Annotated in this window: 19 protein-coding genes, 4 tRNA genes and 1 riboswitch; of the genes, 6 read left to right on the top strand and 17 right to left on the bottom strand. The window is 34.1% G+C overall.

What is annotated here, in order from left to right:
• Positions 1–8 precede the first annotated feature (8 nt).
• A complete protein-coding gene (locus tag QI155_RS00555; RefSeq protein ID WP_281320892.1) occupies positions 9–3,041 on the bottom strand; it encodes a ribonucleoside triphosphate reductase in 3,033 nt (1,010 codons plus the stop codon).
• Positions 3,042–3,300: 259 nt separating this feature from the next.
• Positions 3,301–5,547: a 5-methyltetrahydropteroyltriglutamate--homocysteine S-methyltransferase gene (metE, locus tag QI155_RS00560; protein WP_281320893.1), complete on the bottom strand. Its 2,247-nt coding sequence runs from the start codon at positions 5,545–5,547 to the stop codon at positions 3,301–3,303.
• Between the two features lie 30 nt (positions 5,548–5,577).
• Positions 5,578–5,768, bottom strand: a riboswitch (cobalamin riboswitch).
• Between the two features lie 58 nt (positions 5,769–5,826).
• Here metE and QI155_RS00565 point away from each other — a divergent pair.
• Entirely contained in the window at positions 5,827–6,171 is a 345-nt protein-coding gene (locus tag QI155_RS00565; protein WP_281320894.1) for a metalloregulator ArsR/SmtB family transcription factor, read from the top strand.
• A 17-nt stretch (positions 6,172–6,188) separates the two neighbouring features.
• Positions 6,189–7,355 carry a permease gene (locus QI155_RS00570; RefSeq protein WP_281320895.1) on the top strand — a complete coding sequence of 389 codons (1,167 nt, stop codon included), beginning with the start codon at positions 6,189–6,191 and terminating at the stop codon, positions 7,353–7,355.
• On the opposite strand, the gene QI155_RS00575 is transcribed toward QI155_RS00570, so the two are convergent.
• The 10 genes from QI155_RS00575 to guaB are packed head-to-tail and all read right to left on the bottom strand — an operon-like array spanning position 7,345 to position 18,630.
• Positions 7,345–8,082 carry a TlyA family RNA methyltransferase gene (locus tag QI155_RS00575; protein ID WP_281320896.1) on the bottom strand — a complete coding sequence of 246 codons (738 nt, stop codon included), beginning with the start codon at positions 8,080–8,082 and terminating at the stop codon, positions 7,345–7,347. The two genes, QI155_RS00570 and QI155_RS00575, sit on opposite strands and share 11 nt — an antisense overlap.
• A 57-nt stretch (positions 8,083–8,139) precedes the next feature.
• Positions 8,140–8,865: an SIMPL domain-containing protein gene (locus QI155_RS00580; protein WP_281320897.1), complete on the bottom strand. Its 726-nt coding sequence runs from the start codon at positions 8,863–8,865 to the stop codon at positions 8,140–8,142.
• A gap of 13 nt (positions 8,866–8,878) precedes the next feature.
• Positions 8,879–10,003 (bottom strand): hypothetical protein, encoded by a 1,125-nt coding sequence (locus tag QI155_RS00585; protein ID WP_281320898.1) that lies wholly within the window; start codon positions 10,001–10,003, stop codon positions 8,879–8,881.
• Positions 10,004–12,136 carry a tetratricopeptide repeat protein gene (locus QI155_RS00590; RefSeq protein WP_281320899.1) on the bottom strand — a complete coding sequence of 711 codons (2,133 nt, stop codon included), beginning with the start codon at positions 12,134–12,136 and terminating at the stop codon, positions 10,004–10,006. It lies immediately after the preceding gene.
• Between the two features lie 2 nt (positions 12,137–12,138).
• The gene (locus QI155_RS00595; protein ID WP_281320900.1) at positions 12,139–13,239 is read right to left on the bottom strand and encodes a hypothetical protein; all 1,101 of its coding nucleotides are present in this window, start codon (positions 13,237–13,239) and stop codon (positions 12,139–12,141) included.
• Between the two features lie 18 nt (positions 13,240–13,257).
• Entirely contained in the window at positions 13,258–13,776 is a 519-nt protein-coding gene (locus QI155_RS00600; protein WP_281320901.1) for a hypothetical protein, read from the bottom strand.
• A 29-nt stretch (positions 13,777–13,805) separates the two neighbouring features.
• A complete protein-coding gene (locus tag QI155_RS00605; protein ID WP_281320902.1) occupies positions 13,806–14,702 on the bottom strand; it encodes a hypothetical protein in 897 nt (298 codons plus the stop codon).
• A gap of 40 nt (positions 14,703–14,742) precedes the next feature.
• A complete protein-coding gene (locus QI155_RS00610; protein WP_281320903.1) occupies positions 14,743–15,639 on the bottom strand; it encodes a polyprenyl synthetase family protein in 897 nt (298 codons plus the stop codon).
• Complete coding sequence (guaA, locus tag QI155_RS00615; protein WP_281320904.1) at positions 15,630–17,168, bottom strand: glutamine-hydrolyzing GMP synthase; 1,539 nt, start codon at positions 17,166–17,168, stop codon at positions 15,630–15,632. Before guaA ends, QI155_RS00610 begins: the two co-directional genes overlap by 10 nt.
• A gap of 1 nt (position 17,169) precedes the next feature.
• Entirely contained in the window at positions 17,170–18,630 is a 1,461-nt protein-coding gene (guaB, locus tag QI155_RS00620; protein WP_068861379.1) for an IMP dehydrogenase, read from the bottom strand.
• A 32-nt stretch (positions 18,631–18,662) separates the two neighbouring features.
• On the opposite strand from guaB, the gene QI155_RS00625 reads away from it, so the two are divergent.
• Positions 18,663–18,735 (top strand) — tRNA-Arg (locus tag QI155_RS00625).
• Here QI155_RS00625 and QI155_RS00630 read toward each other — a convergent pair.
• Positions 18,736–19,959, bottom strand: coding sequence for a bifunctional 3,4-dihydroxy-2-butanone-4-phosphate synthase/GTP cyclohydrolase II (locus tag QI155_RS00630; RefSeq protein ID WP_083200153.1), 1,224 nt, complete (start codon positions 19,957–19,959; stop codon positions 18,736–18,738). It lies immediately after the preceding tRNA gene.
• A 262-nt stretch (positions 19,960–20,221) separates the two neighbouring features.
• On the opposite strand from QI155_RS00630, the gene QI155_RS11040 reads away from it, so the two are divergent.
• Positions 20,222–20,329: an RCKP-type rubredoxin-like domain-containing protein gene (locus tag QI155_RS11040; protein ID WP_068861380.1), complete on the top strand. Its 108-nt coding sequence runs from the start codon at positions 20,222–20,224 to the stop codon at positions 20,327–20,329.
• A gap of 23 nt (positions 20,330–20,352) precedes the next feature.
• Positions 20,353–20,535, top strand: coding sequence for a rubredoxin (locus QI155_RS00635; RefSeq protein WP_068861381.1), 183 nt, complete (start codon positions 20,353–20,355; stop codon positions 20,533–20,535).
• Positions 20,536–20,565: 30 nt separating this feature from the next.
• On the opposite strand, the gene QI155_RS00640 is transcribed toward QI155_RS00635, so the two are convergent.
• From QI155_RS00640 to QI155_RS00650, 3 genes are all read right to left on the bottom strand, one after another.
• A tRNA-Glu gene (locus tag QI155_RS00640) sits at positions 20,566–20,640 on the bottom strand.
• 8 nt (positions 20,641–20,648) lie between these two features.
• Positions 20,649–20,721, bottom strand: a tRNA-Lys gene (locus tag QI155_RS00645).
• Positions 20,722–20,777: 56 nt separating this feature from the next.
• Positions 20,778–20,850: transfer RNA gene (locus QI155_RS00650), tRNA-Phe, on the bottom strand.
• A 135-nt stretch (positions 20,851–20,985) separates the two neighbouring features.
• Between QI155_RS00650 and wrbA the strand changes: the two genes are divergently transcribed.
• Positions 20,986–21,591, top strand: coding sequence for an NAD(P)H:quinone oxidoreductase (wrbA, locus tag QI155_RS00655; RefSeq protein WP_068861382.1), 606 nt, complete (start codon positions 20,986–20,988; stop codon positions 21,589–21,591).
• 2 nt (positions 21,592–21,593) lie between these two features.
• On the opposite strand, the gene QI155_RS00660 is transcribed toward wrbA, so the two are convergent.
• A complete protein-coding gene (locus QI155_RS00660) occupies positions 21,594–22,409 on the bottom strand; it encodes a ZIP family metal transporter (RefSeq protein ID WP_068861383.1) in 816 nt (271 codons plus the stop codon).
• Between the last annotated feature and the right edge of the window lie 21 nt (positions 22,410–22,430).

Raw genomic sequence — 22,430 nt, forward strand, 5'->3', positions numbered from 1 at the left:
TTTCAAATCTACAATAAACTATCATTTACATACCTTCTTTCCTTAAATTCTTCCTTTTTCCCATCATTCCAATTGCTTACAGGACGGAGATATCCTACAACTCGTGAGTAAACTTCACATTCAGAACTACATTGAGGGCATTGATTATGTTCTCCTTCAATGTATCCACATTCTATACAAATACTGAATGTTGGAGTAATACTTATATATGGAAGTCTATAATTTTCAAATACTTTTTTTATAAAGGTTTTCAATTTAGCAGATTCGGGTTTTTCTCCTAAAAATAGATGTTGCACTGTGCCTCCAGTATATTTACTTTGAATTTCATCCTGATGATTTAGTATATATTGAATTGATTCTGTAAATCCAACAGGTAGCCATGTGGAATTTGTATAGTAGGGATTTTCTTTGCCCTGTGTAAATATATCAGGATATTTTTGTTTGTCAATCTTGGCAAGTCTATAACTTGTTCCCTCCGCAGGAGTTGCTTCAAGATTATAGAGATTACCAGTTTCTTCTTGATAGTGAATTAGTCTGTTACGCATAAAATCAAGTACTTGAAGAGCAAAGGATTTTCCTTCCTGAGTCCATATGCCCTTTGTATTTAACCATTTTGCATTAGCAATTGCTTCATTCATTCCAATTATTCCGATTGTTGAAAAGTGATTGCTCCAGTAAAATCCTGTTTTTTCCTTAACTGAACTTAGATAATGTTTTGAGTAAGGATATAGCCCAGAATCTGTAAATCTTTCAAGCACTTTTCGTTTAATTTCAAGAGAAGTTTTTGCAATATCCATGGCTCTTTCTAAACGAGAAAGAAAATCTTCATAACAGCTACTTAAATATCCAATTCTTGGCAGATTAATCGTAACAACACCAATGCTTCCTGTGAGAGGATTTGAACCAAAAAGTCCTCCACCACGATGTTTAAGTTCACGGGTTTCAAGTCTGAGTCTACAGCACATTGACCTTGCATCCTCTGGTTTTAAATCAGAGTTTACATAGTTTGCAAAATAAGGAATTCCGTATTTTGCAGTAGCAGACATGATTAGGTCTATAACAGGGCTATCCCAATCAAAATCTTTTGTTATATTGATTGTTGGTATAGGAAATGTGAATACTCTTCCCTTTGCATCTCCTTCAGTCAAAACATCAAAAAGTGCCTGATTAAAAATATCCATCTCTTTCTGGAATTCTCCATAAGTGTTTTCCTGAGGAAGACCTCCGATAATTACTGCCTGTTTTTTAAGATGTTCTGGAACTTTCAGGTCTAAGGTGATATTACTGAAGGGAGTATTGCCCGTAATAAAGACCTGCCCATTTCTTCTGGCAATGACTGTTTCATTATCGGTGTTAACACTCCATATAATTCCACTGTAATTTACTTTTTCTATTTTGTTTATGTAATCATCATTAGTATCCGTAAGTGTAATTATGTACTGAGTTTTTTTTGAAATGCCTCCGACTACTCTTTCTTTAATATTAAAATTATATCCTGCTAAAACTGCTATGGCTGTTAATCCATCAGCAAATTCTTTATCTGTCACTGTTATTCTTTTTCTATGTTTCTCATTCCATCCATCTCCTTTTATGTAGACTTCTAAAAATAACCTTGCCTGTCTTTGGCTGAGATTGTATAAAAATTCAGGAAATTTTTTTATTCTGGAACCTATAATTTCATGAACCTTTTTGCTTGATGAAGGTTTTAGTCTTATGTGCTCACATGTGCCAAGAGATTTCTGTATTTTTATATCATATTCAAAACCAAATTTATTAAGTAAAGCAACAATTTCTTCATAATTTTCTTTATGGGCTTTTGCTGACTGATAAATACTCACTCGGTAACTTCCTTCTTTTTCAATGCTTCCTTCTGAAAGAACCCAAGCTAATAATTTTATTTCATCATCCGATATTGAATAATCTGAATTTATATTTTTCCCAACCACAGGAATGGCTATTGGAGATTTTAATTGCAATGTCTTTTCAATTGGTTCAAGTAGATATTCTTCTTTATTGAATACTTTTCTTACAATTCTGTGCCTTGGAGAAATTAGCTGATTTTGACTGCGATTTTTCAGGCAATACATAACTCCTTTATAGTGCTCTCTAAAGACATATCTGACACATTTAGATTCAATCTCTCCAGTTTTTATATTAAAAGTGTAAATAGAATCACCAATTTCTATTTCGTTATATTTTTTCCATCCATTTAATGTTAAAATTTCTGTATCTTCTGAAAGACATTGAAAACCAACCCTTGTTGGTACATTCAGGTTAAAAACCCATTCCTGTAAAGCCTGTTTTACCTGTTTATAATTCAACCCGTCATAGGCAATAAATGGTGCAAGAAGGGTATCTACATTGCTGAATGCCTGAGCTCCTGCAGCCTCTCCCTGAAGGGTAAAAAGAAAATTTACAACCTGTCCAAGAGCACTACGGAAGTGTTTTGCAGGACGGGATTCTACTTTTCCTGATACTCCACCAAAACCACGAACAAGCAAATCCATTAAGTCCCAACCAACACAGTAAGGAGCAATTACATTCAAATCATGAATATGTAAATCACCATTTATGTGGGCATCTCTTACTTCAGGGGGATAGATTTTATGTAACCAGTAGCTTTTACTTATCTCGCTTGATATGTAATTATTTAATCCCTGAAGAGAAAAGCTCATGTTGCTGTTTTCCCTTACTCGCCAGTCAACTTTGCTAAGATAATTGTCAATCAATTCAAGCCCACCTTGACGGGCAATTTCACGCATACGTGCATGCTGGTCACGGTAAATAATGTATGCCTTCGCAGTTTTTCGATAGGGACTGCTTAGCAAAATCTCTTCAACAATGTCCTGAATTTCCTCAACATGAGGGTCACGGTCACGAATGAGTTCTTCTGCAAGAAGCAGCACTTTTATTGTAAGTCTGCGGGCAGTATCATAATCGAACTCTGCTGTTGCTTTCCCTGCCTTTGTTATGGCTTTTGTGATTTTTTCAGGATCAAAGGGGACTACTCTACCATCACGCTTTATTATATTTTTAAACATTTTATCCTCCTCCTACGAAAAATTTTTTCATCTCCTTTTATCATTTTGAACATTTGAGTTACTCTTTTTTTATAATCCTGCTTTTTTTTGTTATTTTGATTTTTTAATGTCATTCTGAGCTGAAGGCGAAGAATCTCCTGTTTTCCAAATATATATTTCTCAGGACAAGAATGCCCCAAAAAGTTATGGACTTTTTGGAAAGTGCGCCATTGACTACCTTTGAATGACAAGGAGGATTCATTAAGCATATGATTCAATGCTATACTTTGGAACATTGAGTGCCTCGACATGATTCACGAAATAAAAGAGCAACCATAACCATGTTTTTAAGTGATGCAATGGTTTCCTGCCATCCTCTTGTTTTAAGTCCACAGTCAGGATTAATCCAGAAAAGGGATATATCAATAAGCTTTATTGAACGTTCAACAATTTCAATCATTTCTTCTAATTGGGGCACTCTTGGCGAATGAATATCATATACTCCGATTCCAATGCCTCTGTCATATTTAAACTTTTCAAAGGCTTTTAGGATTTCTCCCCTACTTCTTGATGCTTCAATTGATATGACATCAGCATCCATTTCGTAGATTTTTTCAATTATATCATTAAAATCTGAATAGCACATATGAGTATGAATCTGTGTTTCTGGTTTTACTGAATGGGTAACAATTCTGAAACTTTTGATTGCCCAATCAAAGTATTGATTAACCTTTGCTTTTTTAAGAGGCATTCCCTCTCTGAAAGCTGGTTCATCAATCTGAATGATTTTAATCCCAGCTTTTTCAAGCTCCATTACCTCCTCGTTAAGTGCAAGAGCAATCTGATAAGCAATTTCCTCTTTTGGAATATCTTTTCTTGGATAGGACCACTGAAGAATTGTAACAGGTCCTGTTAAGATGCCCTTTACTGGTTTTTTTGTGAGAGACTGGGCATAAAGCGTTTCTTTAAGAATTAAAGGTTTGTCTCTCCATACATCACCATAAATTATCGGTGGTCTTACACATCTTGAGCCATAGGACTGAACCCATCCATTTTTTGTTATAGCAAATCCCTGTAGCTTTTCAGCAAAAAATTCAACCATATCAGTTCTTTCAAACTCTCCATGAACAAGAACATCAAGTCCGATTTTTTCCTGAATCTCTATTGCTTTTTTTATCTCATTATTGATAAAGTTCTCGTATTCCTCAAGGGAGATTCTGCCAACTTTGTAATCTGCCCTTGCTTTTCTTAATTCAGTAGTTTGGGGGAAGCTTCCTATTGTTGTTGTGGGGAATAAAGGCAGTTTTAAATTTTCCATCTGTTTTTTATATCGCTCTGCAAATTCAGGTTTTCTCTGAAGAGTCTTTTGACTAATCTGAGAAACTTTTTCTGAAACATTTAGATTAACAAATTTCATAGATAAATCCTGCAGAGGTGGTTCTTTCCCCTCATTTATTACTGTTTTAAGAATCGCAAGTTCTTCAAGTCTCTCATTAGCAAAGCTTAATACCTTTAAGAGTTCTTCAGGAAGGTGTTCATTTTTAATTGTTACTGGAAGATGTATGAGAGGACAGGAGTTTGAAAGAATTATTTTTTCAGTGAATTTTGTAAGTATTTCAATGAGTTTTAGAATTTCTTTAAAATCTGTCCTCCAGGGGTCTCTTCCTGAGACAACACCTGCTATTAGAAATTTATCCTTTGGAAAGCCGAACTTTGAAATGTTTTCAAGATTTTCCTTCCCATCTACAAAATCAAATCCTATGCCATGGACTGGTAGTTCATAAACCATCCTTTCATATTCTGATAAAGCCTCGTAATAAGTCTGAACATAGATTTTTATTTTGTTAAAAGGCTTTGTAATTTTTTTATAACAGTCAATGACTTCTCTCATAGTTTTATTATCTAAATCAAGAACCATCGCAGGCTCATCAAATTGAACTTCCTCTACACCAGATTCCTCAAGTTCTTTAAGGAGACCGCGGTAAACAGAAGTTATTTTATCAAGAAAATAAGCGTAGTCTGCTACTTTTGCACAGTAAAGATAGGTAAAAGGTCCTGTTATAACAGGTTTTGTTTTAAAATTAAGAGATGATTTTAAAAGTTCATACTCCTTCAAGGGCTTATTTTCTGTGATTTCAAACTCGGTATTACTTTCAATTTCAGGAACAATGTAGTGATAGTTTGTGTTAAACCATTTTGTCATCTCTGAAGCAGGTGCATCTGCTGTTCCTCTTGCAATTGCAAAATACTTTTCCAGAGGATTTTCAATTTTTCTAAATCTTTCTGGAATTACATTGAACATTAATGAAAGATCAAGAATAAAATCGTAGAAGGAAAATTCATTTGATGGAATAATGTCAATTCCGTGCTTTGCAATTGTTTTAGCATTGTTGAGGATTAAATTTTCAGATGCTTCCATAAGTTCTGCTTGAGAGATTTTACCATTCCAATAGGATTCAAGGACCTTTTTAAGTTCTCTTTGAGGTCCAATTTTAGGATAACCAAAGACAGTTGTTTTAACAGGCATAAATTTTCCTCCCTCGAGGTTTTCTGACAGCCAAAGGCTATCAGGCTGGATAGGTCTTCCGGCTTAGGGCTAATGCGCCTACTTGCCCGCCTTCCCATCTGCATTTGCAGACAGTGGCATTCATGGGCTTTCGTTCCCTACACGGCTGCGGGGCAGCGGGGGATTCTCACCCCTCTTCCCTTATATCCAGCATTTTTGAGATTAAATTAATTCTTAATAGTATGTCAAGAATAAAAAAATTCAGTTGACATATATATAAAAATTTTTTTATATTTCTTTATGAAAGAAATTGTTAAAATTTTTCATGCTTTATCTGACGAGACGCGTTTAAAAATTATCAAACTTCTTGAAAAGGGCGAACTTTGTGTATGTGAGATAGTTTCAGCATTAGATATGGTGCAACCGAAGGTCTCATTTCACTTAGGAATATTAAAGGAGGCAGGATTAGTAAAAATAAGAAGAAAGGGAAAATGGATTCTTTACAGCCTTGATGATGTGGATATATTTAAAAGATTTTTAATTCTTTCTGTTCTTGAAAAAATTTCAGATGAACAAATTAAAAAGGAACTTGAAGCTTTAAAAAATTTTAAAGCCAATCAATCCCCTCGTTATTGTAAAACATAATTAAAAGGGAGGCTAAATTGAAGGAAAGATACAAACTTGCTTTGATTTTTTTTATTTTTATTGTCTTTTACTTTCTTCCCATTGAAAATCAGAGGTTTACAAAGGCAATATTTGAATCCCTTGCTTTAGCTAAATGGTATGCCCAGGAACATGTTCTTCTTTGCCTGGTCCCTGCCTTTTTCATTGCGGGAGCAATAGCTGTCTTTGTAAATAAAGCCTCTGTTATGAAATATTTCGGTGCAAAGGCAAATAAGGTGCTCTCCTATGGTGTAGCTGCCATATCTGGTTCGATACTGGCAGTATGTTCCTGTACAATTCTTCCTCTTTTTATGAGTATTTATCAAAGAGGAGTGGGACTTGGTCCTGCAATTGCTTTTTTGTATTCTGGTCCTGCAATTAATGTTTTAGCAATAATCTTGACTGCCAGAGTTCTTGGATGGGATATTGGTATAGCAAGAGCAGTAGGAGCGGTGCTTTTCAGTGTTATCATAGGTTTACTCATGCATTTAATTTTTTTAAAAGAGGAAAAGAAAAGACAGTCAGATGAGAATTTTGAAGTTTCAGGGCTACAGTCTAAACCGCTTTATCAAGTGGCAATGCATTTATTTTTTATGATAGGGCTTCTAATTTTTGCTAATTGGGGCAGACCTCAGGAAGGAGCCGTTGCCTTCTGGTGGATTGTTTACAATCTTAAATGGATATTAGCCATAGGATTTTTTACCCTTGTCTTGATTTGGAGTCTCAAGTGGTTTAATAAAGATGAACTTGTTCAATGGGTTTATCAGACATGGTATTATGCCTATCTAATAATTCCATTACTTTTCATAGGTGTCCTTGTAGCAGGTTTTTTATTTGGACGAGTTGGGCATGAAGGTATTGTACCCTCTGAGTGGGTTTATTCTACTGTAGGAGATAATTCTTTACAGGCTAATTTAATAGCAAGCATTGTAGGTACTTTTATGTACTTTGCAACATTAACAGAAGTGCCAATTATTCAGGGATTGTTAGGTGCTGGAATGGGTAAAGGCCCAGCCCTTGCAATGCTTCTTGCAGGACCAGCTCTTAGTCTTCCGAGTATGATTGTCATAATGAGAACAATAGGATTTAAAAAAACTGCTGTTTACGTAAGTTTAGTTATAATTATGGCAACAATTTCTGGAATGATATTTGGTGCTATTGTTTAGTATTGATTGAATAAATTAAATATTCAATATTTCCTTTCTGTCCAGGGATAGGAGATTGGGTTATACCAATGACTTTTAATCCGAGACTTTCAAAAAAGTCTCTCATTTCCTTTATAATTTTTTCTCTTTTTTCAGCATCTTTTATAACCCCTCCTCGAGGAACTTCCCCTTTCCCTGCTTCAAACTGTGGCTTAATTAATGCTACAATTTCACCATCGGGCTTAAGAAATTCAAGAATTTTAGGAATAACAAGCCTAAGGGATATAAAAGAGACATCTACTGTAACAATATCTATTTTTTCAGGGATTTTTTCTTTTTGAATATATCTAATATTTGTTTTTTCAATGGGAATAACTCTTGGGTCTGTTCTTAATTTCCAGGCAAGTTGTCCATATCCCACATCTATCGCATAAACTTTTTTAGCTCCATGTTGAATCAGGCAGTCTGTAAATCCTCCTGTGCTTGCACCAACATCCATTGCTACTTTTTCTTTAACATCTATTGAAAATTCCTTTAATGCCTTTTCAAGTTTAAGCCCACCTCTGCTTACATAGGGAAGAGTCTCGCCACAGATTGTTATTTCAGCATTTTGATTAACCATTGTTCCAGGTTTATCAATTTTTTGACCGTTTACAATAACTTTGCCTTCAAGAATAAGTGCCCGGGCTTTTTCTCTGCTTTCAGTTATTGCTCTTTTATAAAGTAATTGATCAATGCGTATTTTCATGGGATTATTTCTTCCTATGGGGGACTCTTTGTAAAGAGTCCCCCATAGGATAAATCTTTACTTACAAATCAAAGTAATCGATGTTTTTACTGAAATGCTTTGATCTTCTTTTACAGGAGTAGGTGCTTCAAGGCTGATTTTAGACTCTGTAGTGGCTGATTTTAACATGATATTTTCATCTCTGAAAGGATACCATATGGGAGGTCTTTTTACATCATAATTTATATCTGTAATATGACAAATTTTACCTATTTTTTCAGACATTTTCTTTGAAAAAGTTTGAGCAGTATCTATTATTTCAAGCTTTAATTCTTCCTCAGCGATTTTTAAATTCTTTTTTGAAACTGTCCATGTTGGATTAGAAATAGTAAGACTTACTTTATCTTGGTACTTTTCCTGAAGATCTGTCAAAGTCTCAAGAATTTTATTCTGTTGTTCTGGTTTTTCAAGTTCAAAGTAATAATAAACATTGCCTTTGTATCCTGAACATTTTTCCTTTCCCTTCTCCCACCAACAATTTCTATAGACGTTGTATTTACCACCTTTATAATTTAAACGGAGGTTTTTTATTGACTTGTCAACATTCCCCAGAATTTTAATTACTTCTGCTTCTTGAATAGAGTTGACATTCACAGCAATGCTTAGTGTGTAAATATCAGGAATTAAATCTTTTGCTTCTTCAAGGGTAATGTAAACTTTTGTGGAATCTTTTTGCTCTGAAAAAGCATTATTCCCTGTAAATAAAATTGTAAAAATGATTACAAATAAAATAGCCTTTTTCATATTCAACTCCTTTTTAATGAATTTTATCAGTGGTTATACCACCCCATTCAACTAAAGTAAAACCCTTTCTTTGAATTTGAGTAAGTTTAGGATTTTTAATTTTCCTATATTTATCAACAGGTTTAAAGTAAAGTATTACTCTAATCACTGTATCTGGTTTTGGAGAAATCAGCAATTGCATATTGTTATCAAGAAAATCTCTATCTAATAGTCTTATCTCATAAAATTTGGCATATTTTAATTCTTTTAACCAATAATCTTTGAAATCTTTTATCTCTTTTCTGTTTAACCCCAACTTAGGCAGGTATTTTTCAAACCACGATTCAAGGTGTTCATACTTTACGATCCATCCTTCCTTTGTAACATTAACAGGACTTTCAAGAGATGCCTCATAAAAAAGATACGAATATTTGTTATCAATAATACCTTTTTTATCTACCTTCACCTTCCAGGATTCATTATATTCAGGTATTGTTTTTGTAATATTACCTTTTATGTTCAGTTTGACTGTAATATTTTCATTATTTTTTGGATATAGATAAATTGCTGGTTTTTTTACTACAGGAGCAGATTCATCTTCGCAAGATTTTATCTCATCTGCTAAAGTTAAATAAAAGCATTCTCTTACAACTTCACTTGGGCAACAGGATGGATCATCGGTTTTATGAGTTTTCATTGTTAAATAGATTTTCTTTGAAGACTTAAAAGATGTACGTGGTAAAGAGACTTCATCAACTATTTTGATATCATTAATTTCTACTCTGTCACCAAGTAAAAGGGAATTAGTCTGTTTAATATTTTCTCTTTCAGTAATTAAAGCTGTTAATTCAAAAAAAGTGCCACTTCCTCCACCTGTATGAGCAAGAATAACCACAGCATCCATCTTATCATCTTTATTTATATCTGCAAAAGCATATTTAACTATCCATGCTTTAATATAACCTTTTAATGAACCTTCAGACTCATACTTACCATTTTTAAAGGCAATTTTTGTATCTTCTAATTTTATATGATATGTAAAATTTTTTATTATATTTTCATCTACACCAGTCTTTTGCGCATAGGAAGAATTTACAAACAATATTATAGTTATAAAGATAAACATAATTGGTTTGTTTAATTGACTTATCAAGCCCATTTAAATTTCCCTTTCAAGTATAAACTTCCATTTATAAATCTGATCTTTAATTGCCTGTGCCTGAGGATGCTCCCGCTGTAGTTGTAAAAATATCTCCATGTTCTTTATTGCTCCCTTGTAATCAGCAATTTTTTCACAAACCAACGCAGAGTTAAAATAAATCTGTGGATTGAAAGGAATATAGGACTTGGCTTTTTCAAGCTCCTGCAAAGCCTCTTCATATTTACCAGCATTAAATAAAACTTCAGAGTTTAAAAAGTGCTGTCTTGCAGTGCCTGAAATTTCAACAACAGCTGGATTAAGCATAATATATCTTGATACTTTATTCCTTATCAATGATGCTTTATCTTCAGAGACAATATCTATGATTTCTCCATATATTTTTAATGCTTTGCTAATATTACCTGCCTTTTCATAGTTTATAGCTTGTTTTTCTATCTCCTGTATGTAAGGTTCTGTTGCTTCATAAAAATCTTTAAGAGTTTTTTCTGTGATTGACAATTCTTTTTTATTAACTGTTCTGAAAATTTTCAAAGATCTATCATACTCTCCTTTTTTAGCATAGGCTGTTGCAATAAGCAATTTGACATAATCGTTATCAATTTTTGAAAAATCATTAATCAATTTATCATATTCCTTAGAAACAAGTAGCAATGTGGAATAAGCTTTAAGAGGAATAATGCCTAAACCCGTAGATTTTGAAATGTTCAAAGCCTCGTTTATTATTTCTTTTGCCTCCTTGATGTTTCCTTTATGTATCTGAGCCATACCTGTAATTCCCAGATAACTTGTCACTAAAGATGGTTGGCTATAAAATTTTTGTCTTGTTAGAGTCAGATTTATCGGCTCTTCAGTGTCTTTTCTTTTAATCTTAAGATTGATTTTTGTTCCTTCACCGCCTCTTAATTTTTTGACAACTTCGTCAATCTTAAGCTCTTCTGTAGATGTTCCGTCAATTTCTTTTATTATGTCTCCTAATTTAATACCAGCCTTTTCTGCAGGAGCCTCTTTTTCAACAGATTTAACTACCGTTAAGTCTTTTTCTTTTGAAATTGATGCTCCAATTCCATAAAATTTTAAAGAATCAATCATTTTTTGTGAGATTGAAATGGCATCATCATATTTCCCCTTTGTCAAATAAAGCATTCCAAGATATGTTGCAGCATATTTGTCATCAGGTCTTGCTTGCATGTATCTTGTTACAGCATTCATAGCTTTATCAGGTTTTTCCTGTTCAATATAAAAATTGTATAGATGGATAAAAAGTGTAGCATTGTTAGGTTTTAGAGTAAATGCCTGTTCGAGTTGCTCCATAGCACCTTTTATTTTTCTCTGAGCTTTATAGATTTTATAGAGTAAAAAATATCCATTTGTATCTTTAGGGTCAAGCTGAGTAATCATCTGAGCTGCTGCTAAAGCTTCTGCATAATCTCCAAGTTTTAAAGAGCGATTAGCAATAACTGTGTAAGCAAAGGTATTCGAAGGGTTTTTATTTATTTCTAATTTTGCATCACTGATTACTTTTTTTGGATTATTTACTACCTCATAAATAACATCAATAGAGTTTTTAAGAGCCTCTTTAATTGATTGATAAGCTACCTGAGCATATTCTTTATCATTCATAGTAGCAAAAAGTCCTGGCTTTGAAAGGCTTCCTTTCCCTTCGGAATATACAGGAAGAGAAAGCACAATAAGGTCATTATCATAGAGATTAAATCGAAGAGTTGTTTTCGTATCAAAAACAAGAGGTAGGCAACAATCAAGCTTCACATTCATAAAATTTACTGCAGTATCTATTACTATGGTTTTTTTATCTGGAATGGCTGAAAGAGACGGCTCAGTTTTATATTTTTCAAAGGCTGTTGAAATAATTGGCAATGCCTGTTTAATAAAATTTCCTGCAGGAAATATAAAATCATGAATCACTCCAGCAGCATAATCAGCATGGGTTGCTGTATATTTCTTTGTATCATCTACGATAAATATGACTTCATAAGGAATTTTCCTTGTTGTTACAGTCTCCTTTGGAGACTCTAAATCTAACGGTTCAATTTTATGGGTTATTCTTATTGGTTCACATCCATAAAGATAAAGAACAAGAAGAAAAATAATTAAAACTTTGAGAAATTTCATTTCTATTCTCCTTTCAACCATTTATATATCATTTTTTGCCCAAAATTCATATCACTTTCAAAATTGTTCATGAATTCATCTTTGCTGAAATTAAATCCTAAAGCTTGAGATGCTTCTTCTGTTTTGGTTAAAAATTTATCTAAGGCTGTGAAGGCAATCTGCGTATATATTTTTCTACCTATTTCTGAAACTGTAGCCTGTGGCTTAGACATGGGTTTTGTTATAAAAGATACTAAATATTCGTCAATAGCCTGTGCACCTGCACTTGCTACCCCCTCTGTTTTTGCTGTTACTGCAATCTTCATTATAGGAAGAGCATGTTCATTAATTTTTGACCCCCAAGTTTTTTTATATTTTTCATCAAGTTTTTCAAAAAGTTTTTCACCAATATTATCAATTTTTTCTTCTATTGATTCAGTGACTTTATCCTGTATTACATTCCCAAAAATTTTGTTTAAATCTGAAGCATTTAGCTCTGCAGAGACTCTCATCTGTTCCATTGTATTGCTTGAATTAGGCTGAGACATGGAAGGCTTCTGCCACTGAAATGCTGTTAGTTGTCCTCCAAGAGTTTGAAAAGAAAAAGGACTCTGAGCTGGATTTGATGGCTGGCTCTGAACTTGCTGTTTTGCCTGTGTAATGAGCTGATTGTACTGGGCAAGGAGTTGTTTTTTTCTTTCCTCCTCTTTTTTTCTTTCATCTGCGATTCTTTTTTGTTCTGCCTCATACTGAGCCTGTTTTTGTGCGGAATTGTCATTCATATCAAACATTCCACTAAAAAGAGTTCCAAAAAAGCCACTTAAAAAAGAACCCATAATTCCAATTGTCATCTGTTGAGACGGTGTAAGTCTGGATGAAGGAACATATGAAGGCGTATATGTGGAAGAGCCACTGCTTATGGGAGTGCATCCACCGCAGCCAACACATCTGTATCTTACGCCACCATAGGTAACTTCTTTTACTTGCCCTTTAGGAATATAAGTTCCATCTGGCATTTGACTTCCTTCACAAGACATTCCAGTAGGCATTGGGATACTTCCTCCATAAACATGCCATGGTAAAAGAAAAATCAAAGCTATCGATAAAATTATTTTTTTAAGCATTTTCACACCTCCTGATTCTTATATAGTAACTTTTTCATAGATAAAATTAATTATTTGTTCAATGAATTTTTCTACAGCCTGCTTTGTTGTTCCGGCAAAAACCGTTCCTCCCGAAGAAATTCCTTCGACGATAAATTTACCTAAATTTTCATTGTTTATGTGGTCAAATAACTCAATTGTACCTGCAACTTTAGCTCTTCCGGCAAGGGCTCCGTGCAGGAATCTATCTTTGGCTGATACTATTCTTAATTCAGTAATTCTAATATTGATTGTTAATTCAGGATTTTGGATTTCTACACTAACTATTTCAAATAAAGCCGTTTTTTTAATTTTTTCTATTAATAGGGTTTCGATATTTTTTATTTCTTTATCGCATTCTTCATCACAGGAAGGCAAAAAAGATCCCACATTAACACTGACAGTCTTATAATTCCTTAATTTAAAATCTTTTTCAGTTTGAATTATTGACTTTGCTGCACATCCAGAAATAAATAAAGTTAAAAGAAGCAAGTTTAATATTCTTAAAGGGACTTTCATTGTTGACCTCCACCATTTCTTTATTAACTTCAAAAAGTTCTATCTATATCAATAACTCTTTCAATTTTAAAACTGTAATTTTTTAAATCATCAATATTTTCTAACTCTACAACAGCCATAGCTTTTAAGAATAAGACATAGATACTTGAGCCTTTAAAAAACACTTCGAAGTTCTCACTCTGAAGAAATTCCATAGCACTTCCATCCTTTACAAAACCAATTCCATTTTCTGTTTTATAAAAAAGACCTGTCTTTTCTGAATAGAAAATCTCTTTTATATCCTGTCTTGGATGCTCATAAACAATGTGAAATTTACCATTTTTGTATTCTTTAATCTGTTTTCCTGAACTTATAAATAAATGCTCTCCTTTACCGCTCAAAGAATCTATTTTTTCTTTAAGAGAAAGAATCTTTTCAAAGTTTTTATTAAGGGGTTTAAAAAGATATATTTCGTATTTATTCGTTTTAGGATTGTATGATAATGAATATAATGAATCACTACCTTTAAATACTCTGGAATCAGACTGAGGAAGCTTAGCAACAGCTTTTAACTTTGCTATAGGGAGTGTATCATTAATGTTTTTTTCTAATTCAAGATAGCCGAGATTTTTACTATCAGAAAAAATAAGAACTCCGTTTTCAAGACATATTATATCCTTTAGGGATTCTTTGGTTTTTACAAGGTAATTTTTTATAGGATTTAAAATCAGATTTGTTCCATAAAGGAGCATTGGTTCATTTTTGTTGTCTATTATGAAACGGATTTTTTGTGTTACCTCTGGTGGAGGCCTTTTTTCAGGCAATAAAATCCATTTTATTTTTACTTTTGATGTTTCTGGAAGTATTAATAGAGTTTTAGGAATTATTCCGCTTTCAGTGGAATAAAGAACATTGGCAACAGCAAAAAATAAAATTATGGCGAACAATATTAATTTTTTCCTCATTTATGCAGTAAAATTATAATCTTTACGAACTCCTTTTTACAATATATTTAGCTATCTCTCTCAATGGTTCTGCCTTTTGGTCAAAAATTTCAATTGCCTTTAAAGCATGATCTATTAATTCCTTTGCCTTTTCTCTTGAGTTTTCAATTCCGTATACTCTTGGATAGGTCATTTTGCCTTTTTTTTCATCGGAACCCTTTGGTTTTCCTAATTGTTCTGTGGTGCCTTCAATGTCAAGAATATCATCGACTATTTGAAAAGCAAGTCCTATACTTAATCCATAGGTTTCAATCCTTTTTATCTGTTCATCATTTGCATCAGCAAGGATTGCTCCTGATTTAACAGATGCGGAAATTAATTTTGCAGTTTTATTTAAATGAATGAATTCAACAACTTCTTTATTAGGTTCTTTACCTTCCGAGATTAAATCATAGGCTTGTCCTCCTACCATCCCGTAAAGTCCTGCTGAGTAACTTATTTCTGAAATTACTCTCAAGAGATTGATTGGTTTAACATCTGCATATTTTGGATTAGACAGGATTCTGAATGCCTCAGTTAAAAGTCCATCTCCTGCAAGTATTGCAATAGCCTCACCAAATACTTTGTGATTTGTAGGCTTACCACGCCTAAGATCATCATTGTCCATTGCTGGAAGGTCATCATGAATTAATGAATAAGTATGAATAAACTCTATTGCAGTTGCATAGGCAGTTATATCTTCTTTCCCTCCACAGGCTTCATAGGAAGATATGCATAAAATAGGTCTAAGTCTCTTACCACCTGCAGTTAAAGAGTAAAGAACTGATTCATGAAGTATGGGAGGAGTTATAGATGGATTAAAATAGGAATTTATAAATTCTTCAATTTTTACTTTCTTTTCTGAAATATATCTTTTTAAATCAAAATTATTTATTCCCATTCAATTGTTCCAGGAGGTTTTGATGTTATGTCATAAACAACACGGTTTACTCCCTTTACCTCGTTAATTATTCTGTTTGAAAGCCTTTCCAAAATTTCATAGGGAAGTCTAACCCAGTCTGCTGTCATTCCATCAACACTGTGTACTGCCCTTATTGCTATCACATATTCATAGGTTCTTTCATCTCCCATAACTCCAACTGTCCTAACAGGAAGAAGAACTGCAAAGGACTGCCATACTTTATTATACCAACCAGATTTTTTAATTTCTTCAAGAACAATTCTGTCAGCCTGTCTTAAAATATCAAGCTTTTCCTTTGTAACCTCTCCAATACATCTTATTGCAAGCCCGGGTCCGGGGAATGGATGTCTGTATAGGATTTCATCGGGGATTCCAAGTTCTTTACCAAGCTCTCTTACCTCATCCTTAAAAAGTTCTCTTAATGGTTCTATCAGCTTTAGCTTCATTCTTTTAAGTAATCCACCAACATTGTGATGACTTTTTATGGTTGCAGAGGGTCCTTTAAAGGATATGCTTTCTATTACATCTGGATAAAGAGTTCCTTGGGCTAAAAATTTAACTCCTTCAATTTTTTTTGCTTCTTCTTCAAAGATTTTTATAAATTCTCCACCAATTATTTTTCTCTTTTTTTCAGGATCACGAACACCTTTAAGTCTTTTTAAAAAGCGTTCAGAAGCATCTACAACTTTTAAATTTATATGGAAATTATTCCTTAACATCTCTTCAACTTTTTCACGTTCTCCTGCTCGTAAAAGTCCATTGTCAACGAATATACATGTAAGGGCATCTCCTATGGCTCTATGAACCAATACAGCTGTTACAGTAGAATCAACTCCTCCACTTAAAGCACAAACAACTTTATATTTGCCAACTCTTTTTCTTATTTCATCAATTTCTCTTTCAACAAAGGAATGCATATCCCATGTTGGTGAGCAACCACATATTTTAAAAACAAAGTTTTTTAAGATTTGCCTTCCTTCTAATGTATGGACTACTTCAGGATGAAACTGTAAGGCATAAATTTTTTTATCTCTATTCGCCATAGCAGCATATGGTGAGTTTTCTGTATGAGCAAGCCTTATAAATTCTTCAGGCATCTGAGAGATTTTGTCTGCATGACTCATCCACACAACTGTTTCATTTTGGATATCAGAAAAAAGGTCAGAAAAGTCATCAATATATAATATAGATTTACCATATTCTCTTTTTTCAGCTTTTGCTACCTTTCCTCCGAGAAGATGGGTAATAAGTTGCATTCCATAGCAGATGCCAAGTATGGGAATTCGGAGATTAAATATTTCTTTATCTATTGTTGGAGCATTCTCTTCATATACGCTTGCAGGACCGCCTGAAAAAATTATTCCTGCTGGTTTTCTTTTTATAATTTCTGAAAGATGAGCATTGCATGGAATGATTTCAGAGTATACTTTAAATTCTCTTATTCTTCTTGCAATAAGCTGAGTGTATTGGGAACCAAAATCAATAACTAAAATTTCCTGTTTATGCATTTTAATCCTCAACCCAGTAATTGGGAGATTCTCTTGTTATTGTTACATCGTGGACATGGCTTTCCCTTAACCCAGCATTTGTAATTTTTATAAATCTTGCTTTAGTTCTTAATTCTTCAAGGTTTTTACAACCACAATATCCCATTCCTGATTTAAGTCCACCAACTAACTGATGGACACTTTTTGAAAGAGGGCCTCTATAAGGTACTCTTCCTTCAACTCCTTCAGGAACAAGTTTTTCAGAAGAGACCACCTCCTGTCTGTATCTATCAGATGAACCACCTTGCATTGCACCAATTGATCCCATTCCTCTGTATGTTTTGTAACTTCTTCCTTGATAAAGTATTATTTCACCGGGAGCTTCATCTGTTCCAGCAAAGAGGCTTCCAATCATTACACAGTGGGCTCCAGCTGCCAAAGCTTTTGTAATATCACCAGAATATTTAATTCCGCCATCAGCTATTAAAGGAATATTATATTTTGAGGTTACCTGGTAACAATTCATAATTGCGGTAAGTTGGGGCACACCAGCACCTGCAACAATACGGGTTGTGCAAATAGAGCCAGGTCCTATTCCTACTTTTACTGCATCAGCACCTGCCTGAATAAGTTCTTCTGCTGCCTCACTTGTTGCTATGTTTCCTGCTACCACATCTATAGCAAATCTTCTTTTAAGTTCCTTTAGTGTTTCAATCACAGCTTTACTATGTCCATGGGCAGTATCAATTACTATAGCATCAACACCAGCTTTTACGAGTAATTCTGCTCTGTAGATTGCAGGTTCACCAACTCCTACTGCTGCAGCTACTCTGAGTCTACCAAGATGGTCTTTACAGGCATTTGGATATTTTTTTCTTTTTTCAATATCTTTTATAGTTATCAATCCCTTTAGATTAAAATCTTTATCAACAATAGGCAATTTTTCTATCTTATATTTATGAAGAATTTCCTGTGCCTCATCCAGAGTTATACCAACAGGTGCAGTAATAAGTCTTTCCTTGGTCATCACCTCTTCGACTTTTTTAGTAAAATCTCTTTCAAATTTTAAATCTCTGTTTGTTATTATTCCAACGAGCTTTCCATTTACTGTAACGGGAACTCCAGAAATTCTGTATCTTTCCATTAAAGCTAAAGCCTCTGAAATAGGAGCATCTGGTCCAATTGTTATTGGGTCAACAATCATTCCACTTTCTGATTTTTTGACCTTATCTACTTCAAGTGCTTGCTTTTCAGGAGTCATATTTCTATGAATTACACCAATTCCACCTTCTCTTGCAATCGCTATAGCAAGATTTGCATCTGTAACTGTATCCATCGCTGCACTAACAATTGGAATGTTTAATTTTATATTAGGTGTGAAGTAGGTTGTTACATCTACTTGAGCAGGAACTACATCGGATTTTGAGGGTACTAATAAAACATCATCAAAAGTTAATCCTAAAGGGATTTCATTTTCTCTCATTTGACAACTCCTTTTTGTTATAATTTATTTAAGCGCCTGTAGCTCAGTGGACAGAGCATCGGCCTCCGGAGCCGAGAGTCGGAGGTTCAAATCCTCTCAGGCGCATTAAATTTTTGTTAACAGATGCCCAAGTTTTTCCTTCTTTGTCTTTAAGTAACATTTATTATTTTCATTTGGTTTTACTTCAATTGGAACTCTTTCAACAACTTTGAGTCCATAACCTTCTAATCCTACAATCTTACGAGGATTATTTGTCATAAGTCTCATTTTTCTTATGCCAAGATCAACCAGAATCTGGGCTCCTACACCATAATCTCTTAAGTCTGGTTTAAAGCCTAATTTTATATTGGCTTCCACTGTATCATAGCCTTTTTCCTGTAATTCATAGGCTTTTAATTTATTAAGAAGTCCTATACCTCTACCTTCCTGTCTCATATAAAGAAGAACTCCTTTACCAGCCTCTTCTATCATTTCAAGGGCTCTATGAAGTTGGGAACCACAGTCGCATCTTTTTGAAAGAAAGACATCACCTGTTAAACACTCTGAGTGAACTCTTACAAGAACTTCATCATTTGGTTTAATATCTCCTTTTACCAAAGCAAGATGAATTTTATCATCAATTAAGGTTGTATAGGCTATTGCCTTAAACTCACCATAATCTGTTGGAAGCTGAACACTGGCAACTTTTTTTACAAGTGTTTCATTCCTCATACGATATCTGATAAGGTCTTTGATTGTTGTAATTTTAAGCCCGTGCTTTTTTGCGAATTCCATCAGTTGAGGCACTCTTGCCATTGTTCCATCGTCATTCATTATTTCACAGATTACACCTGCGGGGTATAATCCAGCAAGTCGAGCAAGATCAACAGCACCCTCTGTATGTCCAGCTCTTTTTAAAACTCCACCCTTTTGGGCTCTCAAGGGAAATACATGCCCTGGTTTTACGAGGTCTTCAGGTTTTGTTTTTGGATCAATGGCTGTAAGAATTGTTATGGCTCTGTCATGGGCTGAAATCCCTGTTGTTACTCCTTTTCTTGCTTCAATTGATACAGTAAAAGCTGTCTGATGTGGTGTTTCATTGATATCTACCATCATTGGAAGCTTAAGTTCTTCAACTCTTTCAGGTGTCAAGGCTAAACAAATTAATCCACGAGCATATTTTGCCATGAAGTTTATTGCCTCGGGCGTTACTTTTTCTGCTGCTATGAAAATGTCCCCTTCATTTTCTCTATCCTCGTCGTCAACAAGGATAATCATTTTGCCCTGAGCTACATCTTCTAAGACTTCTTCTATAGTGTTAAATTTAAATTCGTTTTTTTTGATATTCAACTTTTCCCTCCCTTTAGTTTGATAGTTTAATTTTTAATATATCAAAATATTCAAAAATTTTTCCAAGATGATATAAGATAAATTCCAAAATTATCTATATCCAAAAAATTTTCGTTCATAAGATATTTGAGATCTTTCAGACTCCTACAGTGAAAGTACTCTGTTTTTTTAGTATATTTCTAAGGTTTATCTTTAATTTGATTTGACATTAAAACAATTTTTATTTAAAATAATTTTAAAATAATTTATAGGAGGTGGAAGAATGGCTATTTTTAAATGTAAAAACTGTGGAACAATTAAGGAAGGCAAATGTAAACCTCAGAAATGTCCTAAATGCGGACAAAAAGGAACAATGGAAAAACAGCCTTAAAGTTTTTCAGAGGAGGTTACGCGATGGAAAAAAATAAAATTAATAAACAACCATATAGATGTACTCATTGCGGTTATATTTATGAACCTTCTAAAGGTTGTGAAAAAAATAAAATAAAACCAGAAACTTCTTTTGATGAAATACCTGAAGGTTATAGATGTCCAGTTTGTAAATCTAAAAAGGCAGGATTTGTGCCTATAAAATAAAAAGCCGTGGTTAAACCACGGCTTTTTAAACGTCCCCAAGGGGATTTGAACCCCTGTTACCGCCTTGAAAGGGCGATGTCCTAGGCCTGGCTAGACGATGGGGACATCCTCTATGAGCCGCGTTGGATTCGAACCAACGACACCCGCCTTAAAAGGGCGGTGCTCTGCCTGCTGAGCTAGCGGCCCTGTAGATTTAATAATCTAATATTTTTGAAAAATTTTTGTCAAATATCGTTGAAGTATGGGCAGGGACGGAATCGAACCGCCGACACGGGGCTTTTCAGGCCCCTGCTCTACCGACTGAGCTACCTGCCCTCAAAGGCATTAAAGCTTTTTAAAATTAATATATTTTGTCATGAAAAGTCAATAATAGAATTTGAAAAAGCTTTATTTTATACTTTTAATTTAGATTTTTGCTATAATTTAAGAAAAATAGCCGAGGTGATTACGATGAAAGTATTGATTGTTTATTACAGTACCTTCGGTAATACTTACAAAATGGCAAAATTAATAGCTGAGGGAGTAAAAGAAGCAGGAGGTGAACCAATAATTAGAAGATGTCCTGAGCTGCTTCCAGAGACTGTTATTGCTTCCAGACCAGATATTCAGGCTGGTATAGAGCTACAAAGGGATGTTCCATTGGTAACTCTTGAAGATTTTAAAAATGCCAATGCCTATGCCTTTGGTACTCCTACAAGATTCGGAAATGTTTCTGCACAACTTAAAAATGTAGTAGACCAATTTGGTCCGCTCTGGATGCAGAGAGTTTTTGAAGGAAAACCTGCTGGCGTATTTGTCTCAACAGGAACTATGCATGGTGGACAGGAATCTACAATTCTTACATTTATGACTGTTTTATTGCATCTTGGATGTATAATTGTTGGAGTTCCTTACTCTACTCCTGATCTTTATCTTACTAAAGGCGGAGGTTCTCCCTATGGTCCTGGACATGTTGCAGAAGCTGAAAATAAAAGAGAAATTGATGAAAACGAGGCAAATATATGCAGAACTTTTGGAAAAAGGCTTACAGAGATTGCTAAAAAACTCAAAAGTTAATTTTATTTAAAAGCAACATCAAGAATCATCATTAAAGTAAAACCGATGATTAGTCCAGCAGTGGCAATATCGGAGTTTCCATTTCTTTGAGACTCTGGAATTAATTCTTCTACAGTAACAAATATCATAGCGCCAGCTGCAAATCCAAGAGCATAAGGCAAAAGATTCTGCATTATTTCAACAAGTAGAACTCCTAAGACAGCAAAAATAGGTTCAACTAATCCAGAAATTTGTCCGATCATGAAACTTTTTTTCTTTGACAATCCTTCACCTCTCAAAGGCATTGATATGGCGAATCCTTCAGGAATATTTTGTATTCCCATACCAATTGCAAGGACTATTGATGAAAGAAGACTTACATTAGCTGGATCAATTCCATGGGCACCGAAAGAAACTCCTATTGCTAATCCCTCGGGAATATTATGTAGTGTTACTGCAAAAACTAAAAGAGTGCTCCTTTTAAATGATGTTTTGATACCCTCAGCTTCGCTTATGGGAGCTTGAAAGTGAAGATGAGGCAAAACCATATCAATTAATCTTAAAAAGAGCGCACCTGATAAAAAGCCTACTGCTGGAGGTATCCACGAAGGAATGCTAAATTTCTGTGACATCTCAATTGCTGGTTCAAGTAAAGACCAGAAGCTTGCAGCAATCATAACTCCTGCTGCAAAACCTAAGGCAGTATCAAGAAGTTTTCTATTTACATTCTTAACAAATAAGACAAGACAAGCACCTAAGGCAGTCATACCCCATGTGAATAACCCTGCTAACAAAGCCTGTATAGTTGGTGAAAAATAGTTTGTTATATCTTCTATCATTTTTTAATTATAACCTGAATT

The organism is Thermodesulfovibrio sp. 1176, assembly GCF_029946585.1.
Taxonomy (GTDB): domain Bacteria; phylum Nitrospirota; class Thermodesulfovibrionia; order Thermodesulfovibrionales; family Thermodesulfovibrionaceae; genus Thermodesulfovibrio.

Excerpts from the sequence above, each read along its gene's own strand:
- QI155_RS00555 (WP_281320892.1), bottom strand. The coding sequence starts at position 3,041 with ATGTTTAAAAATATAATAAAGCGTGATGGTAGAGTAGTCCCCTTTGAT.
- metE (WP_281320893.1), bottom strand. The coding sequence starts at position 5,547 with ATGCCTGTTAAAACAACTGTCTTTGGTTATCCTAAAATTGGACCTCAA.
- QI155_RS00565 (WP_281320894.1), top strand. The coding sequence starts at position 5,827 with ATGAAAGAAATTGTTAAAATTTTTCATGCTTTATCTGACGAGACGCGT.
- QI155_RS00575 (WP_281320896.1), bottom strand. The coding sequence starts at position 8,082 with ATGAAAATACGCATTGATCAATTACTTTATAAAAGAGCAATAACTGAA.
- QI155_RS00580 (WP_281320897.1), bottom strand. The coding sequence starts at position 8,865 with ATGAAAAAGGCTATTTTATTTGTAATCATTTTTACAATTTTATTTACA.
- QI155_RS00585 (WP_281320898.1), bottom strand. The coding sequence starts at position 10,003 with ATGGGCTTGATAAGTCAATTAAACAAACCAATTATGTTTATCTTTATA.
- QI155_RS00590 (WP_281320899.1), bottom strand. The coding sequence starts at position 12,136 with ATGAAATTTCTCAAAGTTTTAATTATTTTTCTTCTTGTTCTTTATCTT.
- QI155_RS00595 (WP_281320900.1), bottom strand. The coding sequence starts at position 13,239 with ATGCTTAAAAAAATAATTTTATCGATAGCTTTGATTTTTCTTTTACCA.
- QI155_RS00600 (WP_281320901.1), bottom strand. The coding sequence starts at position 13,776 with ATGAAAGTCCCTTTAAGAATATTAAACTTGCTTCTTTTAACTTTATTT.
- QI155_RS00610 (WP_281320903.1), bottom strand. The coding sequence starts at position 15,639 with ATGGGAATAAATAATTTTGATTTAAAAAGATATATTTCAGAAAAGAAA.
- guaA (WP_281320904.1), bottom strand. The coding sequence starts at position 17,168 with ATGCATAAACAGGAAATTTTAGTTATTGATTTTGGTTCCCAATACACT.
- guaB (WP_068861379.1), bottom strand. The coding sequence starts at position 18,630 with ATGAGAGAAAATGAAATCCCTTTAGGATTAACTTTTGATGATGTTTTA.
- QI155_RS11040 (WP_068861380.1), top strand. The coding sequence starts at position 20,222 with ATGGCTATTTTTAAATGTAAAAACTGTGGAACAATTAAGGAAGGCAAA.
- QI155_RS00635 (WP_068861381.1), top strand. The coding sequence starts at position 20,353 with ATGGAAAAAAATAAAATTAATAAACAACCATATAGATGTACTCATTGC.
- wrbA (WP_068861382.1), top strand. The coding sequence starts at position 20,986 with ATGAAAGTATTGATTGTTTATTACAGTACCTTCGGTAATACTTACAAA.
- QI155_RS00660 (WP_068861383.1), bottom strand. The coding sequence starts at position 22,409 with ATGATAGAAGATATAACAAACTATTTTTCACCAACTATACAGGCTTTG.